Below are 20,748 nucleotides of genomic sequence, written 5' to 3'. Positions count from 1 at the left end.
AGGTGCTCAGGGAGACGTTTTTATCAGGGTTTTTATGTCAATGAGAGGGGAAAGAAAGTTTCGAGGGAACTATGATTAGAGTTTTTAGGAATCATGTACGTTTATGTACTTTCACAACGGCTATCTTTTTTTTGCTACCAAGTGGAATAGGTGCTTATGCAAATGCAGAGAAGCGTGAGAGTGCGCCTTATAGGATCACCGTTACTTATATGCCTTCTACGTCTAATTCTTCTACGTCTAATTATAGTGGTGTTCTTAGTGGGAGTAATGTTGGACGGCCTCTGCAAGGCGAAGGAGGGGATAGCAGTGGTGCAAGATATAGATATGTTTATGTCAAAGATGGAGGCTCTGGTAATGGGCCGGGCAGGCTTATGGTATATGATGGGATATATTATGTATGTGATCGTTGTGTAGAAGACAGAATGAAAAGTAGTAATAACTCTTATATGATTACTGCGCAAAATGTTTCCCAATACTCCTCTAGTCCTGTTGCTATAACGGTAAAGGGGGAGAATGCAAAAGTTATTGGAGAAGATATAACTGTTCGCAGTGAAGTACCAGCTAAATCTTTTATACGCGGTGTAACTGTATCAGAGGGGGGAGAAATTACTTTGTCTAATTTTACTCTCAAAAATACACAGGTTGCTCTTCATGCTAGCAATGGGACGATTAAAGTGAACAATGGAGTTATTAGTGAAAGTCAGATGGCTATCCAAGCAATAGGGACGCCAACGCGGATTGCTTTAAGCAATACAAAAATTAAAACAAGTAAGGGGAAAGCCAGTCTTTATAGTTATGGAGGTTCCGAAATTAAGATAGGGGATAGTTTAGTTGGTTTTGTGAATAGTCATGGGGTTTCTTCAGCGTTAGGTGGCAAGGTAATTCTCAATGATGTTACTATTACTGGGAAGGGCGAAGAAAATAATCGAAAAAATCATGCGCTTTTTTTGATGGATGTAGGCGGCTCTGTTACTTTTAAGGGAGCTGTTAATGTTGCTGATATTCATGGTATATTGTTGGAAAATACAGTTATTACTCCTAATTCGGTTCCACTGAGTGAGAAGTTGTTACCTTATGCTGCTATGACGGAGGTTAATGTTCAATCTTCTTCTGTTACAGTGAATGGTGATAAGTCTTATGGTATATATTTTCGGGGAGAGAAGACGGGGACAGGAGATGGACTTAAAAAAGAGGCTTCTTCAGAGGAAGGGAAAGTTCGTTCCAGAAAGGAAGTTGTTAATTTGAATCGAACGATGTTTTTTGTTCAGGATGATGCAATTTACGGTAATTATGTCACTGATGGCAGTATTAATTTAACGCAAAGTACTTTGAGTTCGGAGAATTTATTATTAAAAGCTGAAAAAGGCGCTTCTTTGACAGTTCGAGCTATTGCTTCTAGCCTTGAAGGAGGAGCTCATGTTGATGAGACTTCTACTGTTAAACTTTATTTGGGCAATAATTCTGAATGGATTTTACAAAAAACACAAAGGAGAAAACCGAATCGACTTAGTTTTACAAATAATTCAGTTGTTTCACTTGTTACTCTTATGAATGATAGTAGCATTCGGTTTATACAATCAAAGCCTGATCAAAATTATACTTATCAAACACTCCACATTGGAAAAGGAACGGGTGAGGTTTATAAGGCGCTTGATGGTGCGCATATTCATCTTAACACATATTTGAATAGTGGAGGCTCTCTTGAAGATCAAAAGACTGATCGTATTTTGATACATGGTGATGTTTTCGGAAAAACGACAGTTCATGTACAAGGAGTTTCAGGAAGTCCTGGGGGGAATACAGGTAGTGGTGGAAATGAACAAGGTATTTCCATTATTCAGGTTTCTGGAAATGCAAGTAAAGATTCTTTTCAGTTAGATGGTGGTTATGTTGCGCTGGCACATTCGCCTTATCAATATGCGCTTTATGCTTATGGACCAGAATCTGATTTAGGGAAAGCAAATTCTGCACAAAGATTAGTTAAAGGTAGTGGAGAATTTTGGGATTTTCGTCTCGAAAATCGATATTTTGATTCTGAACCTAAACCTGGAGTTAAGACTGTTGTTCCGCAGGTTCCAACTTATCTACTTGTACCAAATGCTTTGTTCCATGCGGGTTTTGTGAATATTGGCAATCAAAACAAGTGGTTAGAATCGTTACGCATTGTTTCCAATGGAATGTTAGAAATGCGTGAAAATCCTGCTTTGTTTGTACGTGGTTTTAGTGGTAATCACCGTTACACTTCGAATCTTTCTGTGCTTGAATATGGTTATGGAGGAGAGCTTGACTATAATGGCTTCGAAGCGGGTGTTTTGCTACAAACAATCGAAAATGCATATGGTGCTACTTCTTTTGGAGTTATCGGGTCCTATGAGAAGTTTTCTCTGCAGCCTTTTGAGGTTGAACAGAGCCGGAAAAGTACTTTTAATAGAGGAGCAGTTTCCTTATATGGTGGTATGCAGTCGGATACCGGCTTTTATGCTGATGGTTTTTTATCCTATGGTTTGTTCAAAGGTGATGTTCTCACTCTTGCACGTGGCAAGACGGCGACATTAAAGGGAAATTCTCTAAGTGCTTCGTTGACTTCTGGTAAAGTGTTTATGATAGGGGGTGAGGATCTTATTTGGGATCCGCAGGTTCAGGTTATTTACCAGCGTTTCCAATTTAATAAGGTCCGTGATATTGACAACTTTGATGTTGAGATAGGAAATCTTGATCAGTGGATAGCACGTGTTGGAGGACGTTTAACAAAGTCGCTTACAGCAGCTGATGAGGCACGTGTTATTTCCTTTTATGGCAAGATTCATGTTTCTCACGATTTTGGAAGAAAACAATTTGTGCGCTTTAAAGATGCTTTTCAACTCGGCGCTTTTGGTTCTTCATTAGAGACGGGATTAGGTTTTAATGCCCAATTGTCTCCAAAGTTAGTGCTTCATGGTGATCTGGCTTATCAGCATAAGCTTACAAAGGCTGGTTTTTCTGGAACGAGTTTTTCTGGCGGACTACGCTATAATTTCTAGTTTTTCGTTATATTTTTGATCAATTTCTTAAAAAGTCACAGGAATGGCCTGTGACTTTTTTCTTTTTCTCCATCGATTTTATTTTGCTAATGTTTTTGAAGATATAAATAACCTTACAGCCCTTAAATGTGCTTTCAGTTAAATTTTCTGGCTTCCTTCTTTAGAAGATGATTTGTGTATGGCTAAGAGATTTAAATCTGTGTGTTTAATAATGGTCTTCTCTATCAGCGTCTTCTTAAAATTTGTTTTAGACAACGGCTTTGGGGTGAATTTTGCTATCATTTTTTCAGTTATCTTCTTGTTAATTTTTGCGAAGCCATAAATTTTTGATTGTACCTTTACGAAAATACAAAGCGCGTTAAATAAAACAAACATAATTAACAAAATGCATTAAATGGCGCGCAACTGAATCAAGCAAGCGTGTGTTTTTTGTAGCCAGGAGAGGGAGAAAGTTTGCAGTAGGATTATGATAAAAATGTTTAAAAATCATCTCTCTTTATATACTCTTACAACAGTTATCCTTTTTGTTGGGCATGATGTTGGTGCTAATATGCAGTCTGCTAAGAAGGATCAATTTTCTTGTGAATCAAATTCAGTAACTTATCATTGTAATGATGGTGGAACACATAAAATCTCCAATAAAATTTATCAGCTAACTGGTCAAAACGTTGAGGGAGCTGTAAAGGTATTAGGGACGAATACATTAGTTGAAGCGGAGAATATAACTATTAATGGTATTTCATACAAAAATGATCATTCAGGAAAGAACTTTAAGGTGCCTGAAAAAATGACTGGCGTAAAGATAACAGAAGGAGGGAAAGTTATTTTAATCAATTCAACCTTAAAGGATATGACAATAGGTGTGGATGTTTATAATGGGACAATCGAGGTGCAAGGTGGATCGATTGATGCAGTTCAAACAGGTGTTAGCGTAATTGGTAACGACTCCCTTAGTATTCTAACTAATATGCACATTAAAGTAAATGACCCTTTGGCTATAGGTCTTGACATCAGAAATGGTGCAGAAGTTAAGATGAAAGGTGGGTCGATTCATTTTATAGGTGGTGATGCAGTTACAGTAGTAGAAAGAGGAAAAGCTATTTTAGATGGTGTTTCTATTACCGGAAATAATAATAGTAGGAGAGGAGCGGTTTTAGGCACGTATTTTAATGATAGTTATATTGGTTTTCAACGAGGGAAGGTTAATGTTGCCAATATCTCTGGCCTTTTCTTAACAGGGAAGAATAATAATATTCATATCGAAGATTCTATTATCACAATAAATAGTGAAGGAGTAAATAATCAAGAAAGTTATGGTATATGGTTTCATGAGGAGAAACTTGGGCAAAGATACTATGTATCGAATAAAGGAAAGTTAAAAGTCCCCTTAAGTATACGCGGGGTAGTGGATTTAAAAAATACGATTTTCACTATTCCCAATAGTACAGCTATTTATAGTGATAAATTTGACGGTTCTGTTAAACTTTCACAAAATACAAAAATTTCTGGAGATTTATTATTAAGAGTTGATAAAGGTGCTGCCATAAGCGTTGTAGCTAATTCCTCTGTACTTGAAGGGGGAACGCGTGTTGATGAAAAATCTATTGCTAAGCTTCATTTAAGTAATAATTCAGAATGGGTTATATTTCGTCCGAAATATAACTCTCAGCTAAATCCAAATATGGTTGGCACTTCAGTTATCTCATTAGTAGAACTTAATAATAGTTCTATTGTTTTTAGAAAACCAAAATCTACTATACCTGGTAATTATCAAAGACTTCACATTGGAGAAGGAGAGGGTGTTGTCTATAATGCTTCTGGCAATGCTTGGATTTACTTTAATGCGCGTTTAAACCCTAATGATAGGGACAATAATCAAGTAACCGATCAGCTTTTAATCCATGGTGATGTTTCTGGAAAAACTGTAGTGCATGTGAACGCAGTTTCAGGAAATATGGAGGAAGACGGACATAGCAAAACTCCTCATAGTGTTTCAATTATTCAGGTTTATGGAAAGGCAGAGAAAGATTCTTTCCAGCTGAATGGTCATTATGTAACACTGGTGAATTCACCTTATAAATATACTCTTCGTTCTTATGGTCCAAAAGCTTCTTCGCAGGTAAAGTATTTTGATGCTGGATTGGCTCAGAAAGGCAAAGATTTTTGGGATTTTCGTTTAGAAAATCAATATGTTGAATCGACTGATTCTGCGTATACTTCTACTGTTTTAGGCCGTACACCTCCAAGAACACCTTCTTTTGAGGATATTTTCAATGCTGAGCGAGGTATAAGTATAAGATCTGTTGTGCCGCAGGTTCCGACTTATTTGCTCTTGCCAAATAGCGTGTTCCATGCTGGTTTGATGGATATCAGTAATCAAAACAAACAGTTGGAGTTACTGCGTACTATTTCCATTGGTATGGTGGATATTCATAAAGAGCCTGCTTTATATTTACGCGGCTATGGTAGCAGTTACCGTTATGCCTCAGATCTGTCCGCATTTGAATATGGTTACGGAGGTGATCTTGATTATAATGCTGTAGAAGCAGGTATTTTGTTGAAAACAATCGAAAATATGTACGGTACCATGTCCTTTGGGGTTATGGGAACTTATGGTAGACTTTCTTTGCAACCTTTGGATGTTAAACAAAGCCAAGAGAGTTCATTTAATAAATGGACAGCTACAGCATATGGCAGCATGCAGTATGATGCGGGTTTCTATGTAGATGGTCTTCTCTCTTATGGGTTGTTTAAAGGTGATGTTCTCACCCTAGCACGGGGTAAGACAGCAACATTGGAGGGTAATCCTTTAAGCGTTTCCTTGACTGGTGGACAAGCATTTGCAACGGGCTATGAGGGTTTTGTTGTTGATCCGCAGATCCAGGTTGTTTATCAACATCTTCAGTTTGATAAGGCTCGTGATATTGATAACTTTGACATTGAGATGGGGAAACTTGATCAGTGGGTGGGACGTATTGGAGGGCGTTTGATTAAAACTCCGACTGGATTTGATGGGGTAAATGCTATTTCCTTCTATGGTAAGCTTTATCTTTCTCATAGTTTTGGAGAAAAACAATCTGTGCGATTTAAAGATGCTTTCCAGTTAGGTAGTTTGGGTTCTTCCCTAGAAGCTGGATTGGGCTTTAATGCGAAGTTATCTTCAAAGTTTACCCTTTATGGTGATTTCCTCTATCAACATAAGCTTAGAAAGGCTGGTTTTTCTGGAACGAGTTTTTCTGGAGGATTGAGCTATCGTTTTTAAATAAGATGCGGTATGCATTTCAGCTTGAAAGGTAGCACATCATTAAAATCAGTATTATTATTTTATCAAAATTGTTCTTTTTTATTGATGAAAGAAAAGAGTATAAAGATATTTTATGATTGTGTTATCTTCTTGTATGTTTAGACAATTTCTCAGTTTATCTCAGTTCTGTAAGATATTAAATATGGGTACTTGCTATCATTGCACATGTTTGGAATATTATTCTTCGTAATATCTTTTGTATCATTATAAACTGGACATAATTGTTGATAACAATTTTTTAGTGGCTTAAATTTCATTATTTAACTTTACAAATAATATACAATACATTATACGCGACAAATTAAACGTTATACACAATGGACTGAGTACAATAATTTAATTAATACAATTCTTTAATACAACTCTTTTTTTATATTTCTTGAATTTTAAGATATTTATTGGGATTTTTCTTAGAGGCATGAGGGTAAAGAAGAGTAATGATTAACGTGTTTTGCAATCATATTTTTTTGTCTATTTTCATAGCGATAGCGGCTGTTTTTCATTTTTTACAAATTGTCAATGTTAAGGCGTCTGATACTTTGTGTAGCCCAGATGCTCAGTTTTATACATGTAGTGATGGTCAAAAACATACAATTCAAAACAAAGTCTATCATTTAGAAAATTATCAGGGAGATTCTCCTGAATCTGCTCCCATTGCTGCCATCTATGTAAAAAATAAAGGTACCATTCTTGATGCGTCTCAGATAACTGTTTTGGGTAATAATTTAGAATACGTTTCTGCATATGGTGCATATGTAAGAGATGGGGGTACACTTAATCTAATCGATTCAAATTTTAAGGGTGTACCTGGTCTTCGTGCTCAGAATGGAGAAATTCAGATGACCAACGGGTCTATTGGGGGCACTACACACGCTATTTATGCATCAGGGAAAAAAGCTGATATTGCTTTAGTTACTGTAAATATTAAGATTGAACCAGACGATATGAAGGTAAAAGGGGTAGGTATTATTAGTGGTTTTAATGCAATAGTGAGGATGTCAGATAGTACAGTTACTTTTGAGGAGAATGGCTCATTTTCAACACGGTTCGGGGGGAGATATCTTCTTGATACAACGATGATTACGGGAAAAGGGAAAAAAGAGAGGATTAAAGTTTCTGATGAAGACAATGATTATCATGATAAATTTATAGATAGGCTTCCAGAGGCTTTTGAGGTAGAGCAAGCTGGTAATGTTCATCTGAGAAATAATATTATTCAGCTTACCGATATGCATGGTTTTTTGATTAAGAATTTTTCTGGCTTTGCAGATGCTAATGGCAAGTTAGTTCAAGAATATGCTTCATCAAATGTTTTGAAAAATACAGAGATTAAGCTTGAAAAAACAACTATTTCTGTGCAAGGAGAGGGGGCACGTGGTCTGTATTTCGATTCTTTAGGTCCCAAAGAATTAGTTGAATTAGTAGGTCGAGATGAGGAGAAACTTTTAAAAACGAAATCAGTTATTACGGGAAAGGCCTTTGTTTATTTGTCACAGTCAACTTTGACAGTTCCAGATGGTGTAGCTATTTATGTTACTGAGACTGATGGTAATGGGGTTGTAGGTACTATTGAATTATCTAAAGAAACAAAGATCTCTGGAGATTTATTATTAAAAGCTGAAAATAATTCTTCTATATCTATTAAAGCTAGTGATTCTTCTCTCACAGGTGGAACTCGTGTTGAGGATATATCTACTGTTGATTTGCAGTTAACTAATGGTTCGACATGGTTTCTAACGCAAAGTAAATATAAAGGTTCTCAGGAATCTGATTCTACAGATTCATCGATTTCATCTGTAGCTCTTTCTGATAGTACTATTGTTTTCAATAAAAATATATCCGATGGTTATCAAACATTACGCATCGGAAAAAAAACAGTTGAAGGATACATCAATGACGATGGCATAGAGAGTTCAACGTTATACGATGAAACAGAAAAACTACACAAGTTAGTAGATAAGAAAGCATACAGTGCTCAGGGTAATGTCCAGATTAAACTTAGTGCATTTTTGAAGAGTAATGGCCTGTTTGATTCTCAAAAAACCGATCGCGTTTTGATCTATGGAGATGTCTCTGGAACTACGTTTGTTGATATGCAAAATTCCCTAAAAATTTCGGAAACAGAGATGGAGAATGAAGGAGAAGGAAGTGAAAGTGTTTCACTTATTCAAGTTTCTGGAATAGCACAAGAAGGTTCTTTTAAATTACTTAATGAGTATGTTACAGTAAATGGTCTTCCTTATCAATATTCTCTTCGTGGTTATGGCCCCGGTTCTTCTTTTGGGGAAGCAGATCCGAAGAATAGATTAGTTGCAGGTGATGGAAAGTTTTGGGATTTCCGCCTTGAAGGCGTTTATGATGATCCTGAACCAGATTCTTCCGAGGTTATTCCTTCTATACCTGTTTCACCAATACCATCTCCGTCTATGCCTTCTGATCCAGTAGATCCTTCTTCTGAAGAATTTGAACCTGTTCCATTGTCACCTGTCTCACCAATGCCATCTCCGTCTAGGCCCTCTGATCCAGTAGATCCTTCACCTAAAGACGTGATACCTGCACCTCCTGTTCCTGTTAAGCCTGGTATTCATCCTGATCCAGGAATTAGGGCTGTTGTTCCGCAATTGCCAACTTATCTCCTTCTACCAAATGCTTTATTCTATGTTGGTTTGATGGATCTTATTACCCAGAATAAGAATTTGGATATAATGCGAAATACTTTCCGTAATTCTTTGACGAGCGGTGAAGATTCACCATTTTTTGTCCGCGGTTATGGTGGAAGTCACCATTATGTTTCAAATTTATCTGCTTTTAAATACGGATATGGAGCTGATCTCGATTATAATGCACTTGAAGTAAGTGTTTTGCTGGAAGCAATTGAGAATTTATATGGTCGTACATCCTTTGGGGTTATGGGAAGTTATGGAAATCTCTCTCTATATCCTCGGCGTGTTAAGCAAAGCAAAAAGAGTTCATTTGATAAATGGTCCGTTGCCGCTTATGGAAATATGCAGGATGACACAGGTTTGTATATGGACGGTTTATTATCTTATGGTCTGTTTAGAGGTGATGTTTGGACTCTTACACGGGGCAAGACAGCTACGTTAAAGGGTAAGCTGCTCAATATTTCATTAACTAGCGGTAAAGCTTTTACAATAAAGCATAAAGGTCTTGTTTTTGATCCGCAAGTTCAATTTATTTACCAGAATCTTCAGTTTGATCGGGTGCGTGATATTGATAATTTGGATGTTGATATGGGAAAATTTAAGCAATTGACAGTGCGCATTGGTGAACGTTTAACTAAAATTCTTTCAGCATCTAAGGAAGATCATGCTGTTTCCGTCTATAGTAAGCTTTATTTTTCACATAGTTTTGGAGATAGACAGTTTGTATCTTTTAAAAAAGGTTTCCAATTAGGTGCTTTTGGTTCTTTCTTAGAAGCAGGGCTTGGTTTTAATGCTCGATTATTTTCAAAAATTATCTTTTATGGAGATATAGCATATCAGAAGCAGCTTACCAAAGCTGGCTTTTCAGGAACGAATTTTTCTGCGGGTTTGCGTTACTTTTTTTGATAAAGTATGATGCATATTATTGCATAAAAGGTTTCACATACTGCGGCTTTATTAAAATGATTATTTCATTTATTAATAAAAAAGACCACAGTATTGTTATACTTTTTATAATTTGTGATTGAAAATGTCTGATAACAGTGTTGTCTTTTTCTATAGTTGAATAAAATACTCTGAGATTTTTAGCAATGATAGAGATATAGATTGGCAATTTCATTTTTATTCTCATAGACTTTTGAATGATGCCATGTTTTAAGATATGTTTATCATTGATATTTTTCTGTCAATATTTTCTGTCAATATAAGTGAAACAGGATTGTTTTTAGTAGGCGTTTTTCTTGGCCGATTTGCTTTATAAAAATATAAAATACATTATACTGTTATACATTAAGATAAGCAATAAATGCATCTTTGTTTTAGTTTCTTATTTTTTAAGATGCCTATTTGGTTATTTCTTTAAGTACTTCTTGTGTTTTTTCTTTATAGATTTTGAAAAAGATGGGTTTTAACGCATTAGTCTTGTTGCCCAAATTAGCGCTTTTATTATATTTGCTAGCTCCTAATGATATGACTGCTCTTGCGTTAAAAGTAATTCATTAGAAATATATTTAGTTTTTTCTAAAAACGATTTTTATTTATACACTAATCTCGCTTATGGCATGCAGGCAAACCATTTTTGTAATTCAATATAAGAGGATTTGAAATGAAAGAATCTTACTTTTATGCATGGTTTTCACTCGAGTTATGAGGCAATGAATTATTCTTATAAATAAATTGTTTTGCTACGGTGACGTAAAAAGATATTTAAAAAAACCTAAAGCAGGTGTTGATGTTTTAGATGATAGTATGGGAGAAAAGGAAGAACTATTAGCGTGAAAGCTTAAGAAAGTGATTTTGTGCGCTGAAATTAGAAAAAACATATGATGTTTTCCGAAGACTTTCTCGAAAGATAGTTTTACAAGCTTTTTTACTAAGTTATTTCCAAGTATTCTGAGATTTTTTTCAAATATCGCCAAAGAAATTTATGATACAATCCTGAGTTTTATTCTTCTGGGATTAGAAATATGCGTGTGGATATAACCATAGGGGTAAGTTATTTGTCTAGAGATTTTTGAGAACAAATGGGTTGTTATTTTTGAGGTTTTTGCAGTTTTATGCGTTTGTTTTTTTAGAGATGAATCAGGTTTTGATGCAAAATCATCTTTGGAAAATTATTCTTCTGTTTTCACATTACGGTGAACGTTGTTATCAGTGCTTTTCTTAAGAAGTAATGTTTATGACTCCACATTCCCCATTTTCGCTACCGAAAGCTAAATTGTGTCCAGTTTGATCCCAATTTAGTGCTGAAATTCCGCTTTTTCCAGAATCTTTGAGAAGGATTTCTTCTCGATTGTGAAAATGTGCGCATAAAATCATTCCGTCATTAAAGCCTATTGCTACGATTTCTTTGTTTGGATGGCATGCAACTTTGTTGACAAGTGCATTTGCTCGTGTGCCGAGTTCCAATGGTGTTTTACCCATAGGGCCATCTTTTGTATGAAATGGCCAAACAATTGCTGCTGATGCACCTGATGTTGCTAACCATTTTCCTTTTGAGCTCCAAGACCAGCTCTTGACTTTGCTTGGGTAGCCACTCATGCGAAGATGTTGATTATCTTTAAGACGCCAACCATGAAGGGCATTCTCTTGCATAGTAGAAACCACATAGCGGTTATCTGGTGAGAAGGTGACGCCAAAATGTGCTCCTTTCCATACTAATGTAGTGGAAGGTATTTGCGTTGATAACCAATGAAGAGTAATACCATTGTAATGGGCAACGGCAAGTCGTAAACCCTTTGGGGCGAAAGCAAGACCTTCCACACTGCGTTTATGAACAAGCTCTTGTAGTCCTTTGCCGACATTTGCCAACGTAGTACGTGAAGAGGAAAAGGCAAAAACTTTTTGTGGTCCAAAAATGACATTGCTTATCCATTTTCCTTCTTGTTTACCCAGAATTTCTGTATGACCATTTGCTGTTGTTTGACAGACCTTTCCATCTTCTCCACCTGTAATGATAGCTGTATTATCATGAGAAAAATAGCTAGAAATTATTCCTTGGTGAACTTCAATGGTTTGTGGGGTTGGATTTAAAAAAATAATTAAACCTTCGACCGAAACAAAAGCTGGTTTATTGTCAACAAAACCGCAGGAAAGGCAATAATTTTGCAGATTGTAATTGGTAATGCTTGGCATTGTTACTCGCTTATGCACAATTTTCAAAACTGGTTTTAAGTTTTTCACTATCAAGGGTGCGGCCAATAAAAACAAGACGGCTTTCACGTTTTTCATCTTCATGCCATGGGCGTTGGTGCTGTCCTTCAAGGATCATGTGTATGCCTTGAATGACATAACGATCATTGTCTCCTTGAAATGCAATAATTCCCTTTAAACGCAAAATATCAGGACCTTGTTGCTGAGTAACTTGTTGGATCCATGGAAAAAACTTTTCTGGTTTCAGGGCACCTGTTTTTAAACTTACAGAGGTTATTGTAATGTCATGGATAGCGGATGTGTGGTGATATTTATGGTCATGATTGCAAGTGGGACCACACACATGGCCTAAGTGCTGGTGGTCGAGAAAATGAGGATCATTATCTAAAACGCGTTGTAAGTCAAATGAACCTCGATCGAGGAGTTTATCAAGAGAGATATTAGCGTGCTCTGTTGCATAAATTATAGCTCCAGGATTAATAGCAAGAATGAGCGATTCAACGTGTGCACGTTCCTCTGCGCTAACAAGATCAATTTTATTTAATAAAACAATATCAGAAAAGGCAATTTGCTCTTCAGCTTCTCGGCTTTTTTTAAGTTGGAGCGAAAAATGCTTTGCATCAACAACTGCTATGATACTGTCGAGAGCAGTTTTTTCATGTATGGAATCATCCATAAAAAAAGTTTGTGCAACGGGAGTTGGATCAGCAAGCCCTGTTGTTTCTATAATAATGGCATCAAATCGATGAGAGCGTTGTAACAGACTTTCCAAAATGCGAATAAGATCACCGCGTACGGTGCAGCAAACGCAGCCATTATTCATTTCATAAATTTCTTCATCCGATTCAACGATAAGGTCATTATCAATGCCAATTTCACCAAATTCATTAACAATGACTGCGTAACGTTTCCCGTGGTTTTCTCTGAGAATGCGATTGAGAAGCGTGGTTTTTCCTGATCCGAGATAGCCTGTGAGAACAGTAACAGGAAGTTTTGAGGATGTATTTTGCGTTTTTTCCATGGTTGCGCCTTTTTAGCATAATGTGTTTATTGTAAAACGATTGATATCATCAAGTAAACCACGAAGCCCGCAAAGAACATGAGAGAAAATTGCTTCACCGGCTTGCGCTGTTGCTTCACTTGCATTGCCTGCTGCTCCCTGCGAATTAAGATCACGCATTGTCCATCCAAAGGCATGAGGACCATAAGCGCGTAAATACTGATAGTTGGTCATTATATCAGCTTGCTTATTATGAAAATTTTCTGCTTTCTCCATATGTACTTTTTCGGGTGCTAAATAAAGCATTAAAGAGGTCTCGATAAAACCTCCATGGATATCAAGATGGTATTGAGAAGGTTTCATTAAACCTTGCGGTAGGCCAAAACGATAACAACTTGTCGCTACTGCGAGCATTGAAAAACGTCTTCGTAATTCGGTGATAACAATACTCATTAAGGGTGAATTTCCACCGTGGGCATTGAGAAGAAGAAAACGCTTTATACCTTTACGATAGCAGTTTTCACCAATGTTTATCCACCGTTCTATAGCGTCAGAAAAAGTGAGCGTTTGTGTGCCAGTAGCACCCATATGTTCTACTGAATAGCCAATTTTTTCAACCGGTAAAAGTTCAATAGGGAATTGGGTGTCCGTTTGTAAAGTAAGTGCTTTTGCAAAAGCTTCCGCAATTATCCAGTCAGTTTCAAAAGGAAGATGATTTCCATGATACTCGTGTGCACCTAAGGGCAAAAGAGCAAGAAAAGGCATATCCGGTATCATAATTTATTGCCTAAAAAATCAACAGATATAGAGAGGCTAACATAGTGGGGTTATTTCTACTAATTTAATCTATATATCAAAAAAAGGCAAATCTCAGAGCGTTTACACATCAGATATGTATACAATAGAGAAGGAAACTTTGTTAAAATGGTGTTATATCATTGAAAGCTTATTTGAATTTTTAATGAATAATATTGTGTTCTCAATTTAAGGATTAAGCATATTTTGTAAGATTTTCTAGTAAGTTCTCTTGTTTTTTTTAGTTCATATCTAGGAATTATAGAATAATTCACATTACGAAGTTCAAAATAAATTCTATTCTATCCGTTTAAAATGCAAATTTAGATGTAGCTACGACTGAGCCAATTGTGCTGTTAGGAGGTAAAAAACAAGGAATAGAAGAGTAAGTTATTCCTATCTTTTTTTCCTCGGGACATCTGAGATGTTGAAAGTGCATGTATGAATCTGTCAAAATAGTGAAAATGTTTGTTGGATCAAACGCTTCTAACAGCATATTCTCAATTTTTTGAGAGAGGGGGAGAACATGAAAGAAATTGACATAATGGGTAGGATAATTTGAGGGAAGTTTGGTTAAAGTTAGTATGGTGGAAAGGCGATTATATGTTCTTCTGCAAAATATAACAGTTAAGGTAGATGGCTAAGAACGTAGATCCTTTGCGTTATCATGGTGTATACTGTTTGTAAGATATTGATTTTTATATAAAATTATTTTTGATACTTATATTTTTTGATGGTGTAATATTTGTTATTTTAAATACTCTAACAGGTTAATAGAAGGAGCTGTCCTGCATATTGAAAAACAATTTTAGAATGCAGAATGGTTCTAACGTATAATTAATGAACCATCTTAATTTTATATCCACTTTTAATTTAAATGGTTTATAAAAGGCATATGGAATCTTTATTTTAGTGGCTTTATCTAAAATCAACTCTTCTATGTTGTACGAGTTAACAGTTTTTTCTAATTCTAAATCAAAAGGGTTCAAATGAGAAAGAGTTCCTATATTCGGTACTCTCACTTAATATAGAAAATTATAAATTATATTTATAAGTGAATATCTTATCATAATAATATATTCTTTTGAATTTAATAAAAAAGAGGAAAAATAGTTTTAAATTCTTTTATTTGTGATTTGCTTCTAAAATTTTTTGATGAATTTGTTATTTTTTTTGTGCTTAAATGGGTGTTCTCAAAGCTTTTGGCGAAGATAATGTGGTAAGGGTATCTAATAGTGTTTACTTTTATTCAGTAAAATTTTTAATAATATAGGTTATAATACTTAGATTATTTTATCACTATTATTTTTTTAAGTTTTTAATTATATCTTTACATATACCACATAATGTGTTATATGTTTTATTGTAGTGTCCATGTTATAGTAATTTTAAATACAAATTTATTTTTTATATTGTTGAATATTTTTTCAATTTTTTATTAATAAAAAGAAGAGTGAAATAATATATGTTTAAAAAATTTGTGTGTTTACGTATTTTTATAGCAGTTATTCTTTGTTTTATGCAAACTGTAGCCATTAAGGCAAATGTTGTAAAGGATTTATCTCAATATAATAGAGCTATTGCGGTAGAAGGGAAAAATGCAAGGATTGGAGCGATAGATATTCCTGTTCTAGATTACAGCGTTGGAGAAAAGAGCGGAGCCGTTTATGGTAAAGTTGAAAAAGTAAGTGTAACTTTGTTTGTAGCATTTTGGGGTATTTTTGGTATTGCTTCAGCTTTCTTCGCTTTATACAAGGGTAATCTACTTACTGCTCTAGCATCACTTATGGGGATAATAGTTTAAAACTGGGTAGTTTATCTATTTCATTGGTAGATTTGTTAATCATCATATTCTTTTTAAAAGATCGATATTTGAAAGAGTTTATGCTCTAGTGAAGAAGGGGGGGAATTTTATATTGAGGACAATTTAGTTTATTTTAATATGGATCTGTAAATAAATATAAAACTATCCAGTTAGTTCTTCTTTTTTTAAAATTAGGAGTTTCGGTTATTTTGACGGTATGTGGTTGTTTTGTATTGGAAGGATACAAGAGTTCATTCATGCGCGGGTAGACGATTTACTATAATTAAGCAAAAGATCTTGTTTGGTACGAAGATGTGCAATCCATTGGTCCTTTCGAATAGCAGTATTATGCACTGTAATAAGTTCGTTCTTTTTAATCTTAGCTGTAACTCTTGCTCTTTCTAGGAGGCCACAAGGAATGGCATGGTGCGCTTGTGCTTCTGAAGTGCTCATTATCCAAGCACGATAACTGTAAAGTCCAATAAAATCTAACTGATCACCAGGATATAAATCTTTTTTGGCAACAGCACAAACTTCTACTACTGGAGTATTAAGTGGCACCATATCTTTTTTGCCATAAAGCATGATACGTGCACAGGTTAATGGAACTTCCATTGCCGTTAAATGATAGGGCCGGTGAAAGGTAAAATAAGGACCTTGACCAATTTTTAAGTCCTCCATACGTTCGCGTAAACGCGGATGCGTTATTTCTGCGATCACAAAAACGCCTGGAGAAACTCCTTGACCTGTCGAATAATCCACAACACCATCTTTATTTAAAATACCACCATCCCGTTTAGGGATAAGGACTTTGCTTAAATCTTGGAGAGAAGCTTGTGGACCATGCATTCCTGGGCAGTCAGGAAGGAGGCCTGTGGCATTGGCAATCGCAGCCATTTCAACCATTGTTTTGGAACCATCAATAAATTCAACAAGCATGCGAACATTCATATTACGTTGTAATGCTTCTTCTTCATAAGTATCAGGTGTAGCATCAAAAATAAGTGGATTGTTTTTGCCTTTACCTGCTGCAACAATTTTATGTCCAAGTGCTGAGACAAATTCAATGAGTTCCATACAGGAAGTAGGTTCATCACCTGCGCCAAGTGTATAAATGAGGCCTCGTTTTTCCGCTTCATGTTTTAAATAAGCGCCAATTGTAACATCTGTTTCAACATTCATTGTGACAAGATGTTTGTTATTTTCAAACGTTTTGAAACCAATTTCTGCACCAGCTTCAGGATAGCCTGTTGCATCAACTATAATATCAATTTGTTCATGGCGCAAAACGAGATCAATATCGTCTGTGGCAGCAATTAAATTTTTTTCAATGGCTTGGGTTAGGGCATTGCTATTTTTGATTTCACGTACATGCCCATCTTCGCCATAGGCTAGTGCTGCAGCATCAAAAACACGGGATGGTGTTCGGGTGGCAACAGCTGCAATTGTTATGCCGTCCATATGTGCAATACTTGACAGCAAATCTGTTCCCATTTCTCCACAGCCAATCAGTCCAATACGTATAGGCTGGTGGTTTTCTGCGTGTCGTTTCAAATCACGCGCTAAACCCGTTAGACTGACATTGCTTGCCATTATTTTTTCCTATTTAAAATTACGTTGCTGAAAAAATATTTTCCTTCTCATAAGGCGCGTTTGCTTTTAAGACAGTTTATCTTTTATTATTGATTGCTCTAATCAATGAGTTCTATAAAAGCAAGAGGGCGTATCAGTTTTTAGCAAATAAAACAGGAATGGCGTTATGCAGCGAAAAATAACAGTACAAGATGTAGCCAATTTTGTTGGGAAGGAAGTAGGATTATCGCAATGGCGTCTTGTTACGCAGGATATGATTAATCAATTTGCATGTGCAACAGATGATCATCAATGGATCCACGTAGATGAGGAAAAGGCTAAAAAAACATCTTTTGGTGGTACTATCGCTCATGGTTTTTTAACATTATCACTTTTGTCTACTCTAGCTTATGAGGCTCTTCCAGAGTTGGAAGGTACAACAATGGGAATTAATTATGGTTTTGATAAAATACGCTTTATAAGCCCTGTGAAAACGGGTACTCGGGTGCGAGCTCGTTTTGTTTTAAATGATGCTGATATTCGTCCTTCTGGCCGGGTTGTTTTTCATTATGAGGTGACGGTAGAAATTGAGAACTTTAAAAAGCCAGCTCTCTCTGCTCAGTGGCTTATTCTTACTATGGTTGGGGAGAAGTATTCAAATTCTTAAATTTTTTAATGCTTTGTTTTGTCAAGTGTCTGTACAATTTTATCCGAAGCCCATTGGATAATGACATTAAGAATAATCAAAAGAATAATAACTGTTGTCATAATTGAGGTATTATAACGTTGATAACCGTAGCGGATCGCCATGTCGCCCAAACCACCTCCACCAAGATATCCAGCAAGTGAAGTGGCTCCGATAAGCGAAATGACCATGACCGTAAAACCTGTGATCAAACTAGGGAGTGCTTCAGGAATAAGAACGTACCTAATAATTTGAAGACGAGTTGCTCCCATGGAGCGAACAGCTTCAATGAGACCACTTTCAACTGTTTTAAAAGAGAGTTCTGCCATTCTTGCATAAAAAGGAATAGCTGAAATTGTGAGTACAAAGATTACAGAAGACATTCCCACACCTCTTCCTAAAACCATACGCGTAATAGGGAGAAGGTAAAATGCAAGAATAATAAAAGGAATGGCACGAATGCCATCAATGATAATGCTCAAAGGACGATTGATAAGACATGAGGCAAAGATCCCTCTAGGTGCAGTTGTATAAAGTAGAAGACCAAGTGGAAGCCCTATAATAAGGGCCATTAAAGAGGCACTTAACGTCATCAATACTGTATCAAAAACGGCATTGGGGAGTTCGTGAGAAAGAACATTAAACATAACCTAGAACCTCACAATAGCGTCCTTTTTCGGTCAACCACTGAATGGCTTTTTCTAAAGATTCTTTATCTGGGGCGGGCAGACCTAAGAATAATCGCCCGATAGTTTCTCCTTGGACTGTATCAATGCCACCATGCAAAATACGTGCTCTTAAACCGGTTTCATCTTCCAGAAGATTGAGAAAAGGTTGTTGAGCAATTGCACCTGCAATATTGATTTCAATGACAGCTTCTTTGCCTATGGGTTTAAGATTTTTTGCAAATTTTTCAGGAAGTTGTGGAGTGACAAGTTTGAGCATGGCAATGGTTGTATCATCTTGTGGTGAAGTAAAAATATCTTTTACACGTCCTTCTTCTACAATACGTCCTTGATTAAGGACAACAACACGATGCGCAATGGAGCGTACAACTTCCATTTCGTGGGTAATCAGTACAATGGTAAGATTAAGACGGTTATTAATATCGGCGAGAAGCTCTAGAATAGATTGTGTTGTTTCAGGGTCAAGAGCAGAAGTAGCTTCATCTGATAACAATATTTTAGGATTAGCGGCTAGAGAGCGTGCAATCCCAACGCGTTGTTTTTGCCCTCCTGATAGTTCTGACGGATAACAATATTCTTTACCACATAATCCTACCAGTTCAATGAGTTCAAGGGCACGTTTGTGACGTTGTTTTTTGTTTATGCCTGCTAATTTAAGTGGTAGTGCGATATTATTAAGAATATTTTGTGATGATAAAAGATTGAAATGTTGAAAAATCATTCCAATACGTTGACGGTAAGGCGCCCATTCTGTCTCGGATAAATTTGAAATATTTATTCCCTCAAAAAGGATGTCCCCTGCATCAATTTTTTCTAATCCATTTAAACAGCGAATAAGTGTTGATTTTCCTGCTCCACTGCGTCCGATAATGCCAAGAATTTCACCCGCATAGACATTCAAGGATAGATTATCAACTGCTAGAGTGCCAGTCGTCTTGTTATAACAACGGCTGATGTTTTTTAAAGAAATAAGAGCGGGTTTTTCCATTCAAAAATTACCAAGATGTTTGGGCTGTTGTACCAAAAATTTCTTTAATTTTTATCCGAACCGGTTCACTATTGTAGGCAGCAACCAATTTTTTAACCCAGGGCTCATCTTTGTCGGCGGTACGTACGACGATGATATTATTATAAGGGTTATTTTCAGCTTTTTCCCAGGCAATGGCATCTTTTTGTAAGTTTAATCTAGATACCAAAGCCCAATTTGTATTTATAATTGCAATATCAAAATCATCGATTGCACCTCCTAAAATACCAGCATCCAATTCGCGGATTTTTAAGTTTTTAGGATTTTCAATGATATCAAGTGGTGACGCAAGAATATCATGAGCATCTTTTAATTTAATGAGGCCTAGAGAATTGAGAAGAAGCAAAGCTCTTCCACCATTTGATGGGTCATTGGGAATACCAACATCTGCTCTATTTTGTAATTCTTTTATATCCTTGATCTTGTGGGAATAAACACCAATTGGGGTAAGAAATGTATATCCGACAACTGAAAGTTTGTAACCACGCTGTTCAATTTGATTATTAAGATAAGGTGTGTGCTGAAAAGCATTTGCATCAATCTCTCCTGCATTAACAGCATCGTTAGGCAGAGCGTAATCAGAGAAATAAACGAGTTCAATGTCTAAACCAGTTTTTTTAGCTTGTTCGGCAGCGACTTTCCAAATAGTCGCTTCATGTCCTTCCATAATACCAAGTTTTATTTTTGATTTGTCTCCTGCTATGGAAAAAGTAGTTGATAAGAAAAATGTAAAGAAAAAAAGGAGTAATTTTATAGATACACTCCAAGATAAGTTATATAATCGCATGTGTGTTTGTCTTTCTTTTTCTTTTCTAAGTTTTCCAAGAGATTTTTGAGGAAGGATCCAATATACTCTATATTATTTCTAAGGAGTTTAACAGTATAAAAGCTTAATAGAATATTCAATCATTTTTATTCAAAATAATATTATTTTTTATATTGTAAGCATTTTCGTGTAAACAACATGCATGAGCAGGAATCCTTGCTTCCAAATTTAAGCACACGCTCTCATGTTACAATAATTTTTGAGGGAACCAAT

12 protein-coding genes are annotated in these 20,748 nt (G+C 36.0%); 5 read left to right on the top strand and 7 right to left on the bottom strand.

Annotated features, from left to right (window positions below):
* Positions 1-71: 71 nt before the first annotated feature.
* The 3 genes from HWV54_RS02180 to HWV54_RS02170 all read left to right on the top strand — a co-directional run bounded on the left by HWV54_RS02180 (position 72) and on the right by HWV54_RS02170 (position 9,893).
* Entirely contained in the window at positions 72-3,020 is a 2,949-nt protein-coding gene (locus HWV54_RS02180; RefSeq protein WP_005864636.1) for an autotransporter family protein, read from the top strand.
* 466 nt (positions 3,021-3,486) lie between these two features.
* The gene (locus HWV54_RS02175) at positions 3,487-6,282 is read left to right on the top strand and encodes an autotransporter family protein (protein WP_005864637.1); all 2,796 of its coding nucleotides are present in this window, start codon (positions 3,487-3,489) and stop codon (positions 6,280-6,282) included.
* Between the two features lie 479 nt (positions 6,283-6,761).
* On the top strand, positions 6,762-9,893 hold the full coding sequence (locus HWV54_RS02170) for an autotransporter outer membrane beta-barrel domain-containing protein (RefSeq protein ID WP_005864638.1): 3,132 nt from the start codon (positions 6,762-6,764) through the stop codon (positions 9,891-9,893).
* Positions 9,894-11,150: 1,257 nt separating this feature from the next.
* Here HWV54_RS02170 and HWV54_RS02165 read toward each other — a convergent pair.
* The 3 genes from HWV54_RS02165 to HWV54_RS02155 are packed head-to-tail and all read right to left on the bottom strand — an operon-like array spanning position 11,151 to position 13,917.
* Positions 11,151-12,122 (bottom strand): WD40 repeat domain-containing protein, encoded by a 972-nt coding sequence (locus HWV54_RS02165; protein WP_005864639.1) that lies wholly within the window; start codon positions 12,120-12,122, stop codon positions 11,151-11,153.
* A 10-nt stretch (positions 12,123-12,132) separates the two neighbouring features.
* On the bottom strand, positions 12,133-13,161 hold the full coding sequence (locus HWV54_RS02160; RefSeq protein WP_005864640.1) for a CobW family GTP-binding protein: 1,029 nt from the start codon (positions 13,159-13,161) through the stop codon (positions 12,133-12,135).
* A gap of 12 nt (positions 13,162-13,173) precedes the next feature.
* On the bottom strand, positions 13,174-13,917 hold the full coding sequence (locus HWV54_RS02155; RefSeq protein ID WP_005864641.1) for a creatininase family protein: 744 nt from the start codon (positions 13,915-13,917) through the stop codon (positions 13,174-13,176).
* Between the two features lie 1,483 nt (positions 13,918-15,400).
* Between HWV54_RS02155 and HWV54_RS02150 the strand changes: the two genes are divergently transcribed.
* Positions 15,401-15,739, top strand: a complete 339-nt coding sequence (locus tag HWV54_RS02150) for a hypothetical protein (RefSeq protein ID WP_005864642.1) — start codon at positions 15,401-15,403, stop codon at positions 15,737-15,739.
* Between the two features lie 255 nt (positions 15,740-15,994).
* Here HWV54_RS02150 and HWV54_RS02145 read toward each other — a convergent pair whose 3' ends face one another.
* On the bottom strand, positions 15,995-17,332 hold the full coding sequence (locus HWV54_RS02145) for an NAD(P)H-dependent oxidoreductase (protein ID WP_005864643.1): 1,338 nt from the start codon (positions 17,330-17,332) through the stop codon (positions 15,995-15,997).
* Between the two features lie 166 nt (positions 17,333-17,498).
* Here HWV54_RS02145 and HWV54_RS02140 point away from each other — a divergent pair, with 166 nt between their 5' ends.
* Positions 17,499-17,978 (top strand): MaoC family dehydratase, encoded by a 480-nt coding sequence (locus HWV54_RS02140; protein WP_005864644.1) that lies wholly within the window; start codon positions 17,499-17,501, stop codon positions 17,976-17,978.
* A 5-nt stretch (positions 17,979-17,983) separates the two neighbouring features.
* On the opposite strand, the gene HWV54_RS02135 is transcribed toward HWV54_RS02140, so the two are convergent.
* The 3 genes from HWV54_RS02135 to HWV54_RS02125 are packed head-to-tail and all read right to left on the bottom strand — an operon-like array spanning position 17,984 to position 20,496.
* Positions 17,984-18,643 (bottom strand): methionine ABC transporter permease, encoded by a 660-nt coding sequence (locus HWV54_RS02135; protein ID WP_005864645.1) that lies wholly within the window; start codon positions 18,641-18,643, stop codon positions 17,984-17,986.
* Positions 18,636-19,670, bottom strand: a complete 1,035-nt coding sequence (locus HWV54_RS02130; RefSeq protein WP_005864647.1) for a methionine ABC transporter ATP-binding protein — start codon at positions 19,668-19,670, stop codon at positions 18,636-18,638. The genes HWV54_RS02135 and HWV54_RS02130 overlap by 8 nt, the downstream gene beginning before the upstream one ends.
* Before the next feature lie 7 nt (positions 19,671-19,677).
* Positions 19,678-20,496 (bottom strand): MetQ/NlpA family ABC transporter substrate-binding protein, encoded by an 819-nt coding sequence (locus tag HWV54_RS02125; protein ID WP_005864649.1) that lies wholly within the window; start codon positions 20,494-20,496, stop codon positions 19,678-19,680.
* Positions 20,497-20,748 lie beyond the last annotated feature (252 nt).

Origin of the sequence: Bartonella alsatica (assembly GCF_013388295.1) — a bacterium.
Taxonomy (GTDB): domain Bacteria; phylum Pseudomonadota; class Alphaproteobacteria; order Rhizobiales; family Rhizobiaceae; genus Bartonella; species Bartonella alsatica.
Note: the sequence above shows the minus strand (reverse complement) of the source record. Positions and strands in the feature narration are given on the sequence as shown.

Bases quoted from the DNA above. Each gene is read 5' to 3' on its own strand.
- HWV54_RS02130 (WP_005864647.1), bottom strand. From the start codon at position 19,670: ATGGAAAAACCCGCTCTTATTTCTTTAAAAAACATCAGCCGTTGTTAT.
- HWV54_RS02140 (WP_005864644.1), top strand. From the start codon at position 17,499: ATGCAGCGAAAAATAACAGTACAAGATGTAGCCAATTTTGTTGGGAAG.
- HWV54_RS02180 (WP_005864636.1), top strand. From the start codon at position 72: ATGATTAGAGTTTTTAGGAATCATGTACGTTTATGTACTTTCACAACG.
- HWV54_RS02160 (WP_005864640.1), bottom strand. From the start codon at position 13,161: ATGGAAAAAACGCAAAATACATCCTCAAAACTTCCTGTTACTGTTCTC.
- HWV54_RS02125 (WP_005864649.1), bottom strand. From the start codon at position 20,496: ATGCGATTATATAACTTATCTTGGAGTGTATCTATAAAATTACTCCTT.
- HWV54_RS02135 (WP_005864645.1), bottom strand. From the start codon at position 18,643: ATGTTTAATGTTCTTTCTCACGAACTCCCCAATGCCGTTTTTGATACA.
- HWV54_RS02155 (WP_005864641.1), bottom strand. From the start codon at position 13,917: ATGATACCGGATATGCCTTTTCTTGCTCTTTTGCCCTTAGGTGCACAC.
- HWV54_RS02170 (WP_005864638.1), top strand. From the start codon at position 6,762: ATGATTAACGTGTTTTGCAATCATATTTTTTTGTCTATTTTCATAGCG.
- HWV54_RS02145 (WP_005864643.1), bottom strand. From the start codon at position 17,332: ATGGCAAGCAATGTCAGTCTAACGGGTTTAGCGCGTGATTTGAAACGA.
- HWV54_RS02165 (WP_005864639.1), bottom strand. From the start codon at position 12,122: ATGCCAAGCATTACCAATTACAATCTGCAAAATTATTGCCTTTCCTGC.
- HWV54_RS02175 (WP_005864637.1), top strand. From the start codon at position 3,487: ATGATAAAAATGTTTAAAAATCATCTCTCTTTATATACTCTTACAACA.
- HWV54_RS02150 (WP_005864642.1), top strand. From the start codon at position 15,401: ATGTTTAAAAAATTTGTGTGTTTACGTATTTTTATAGCAGTTATTCTT.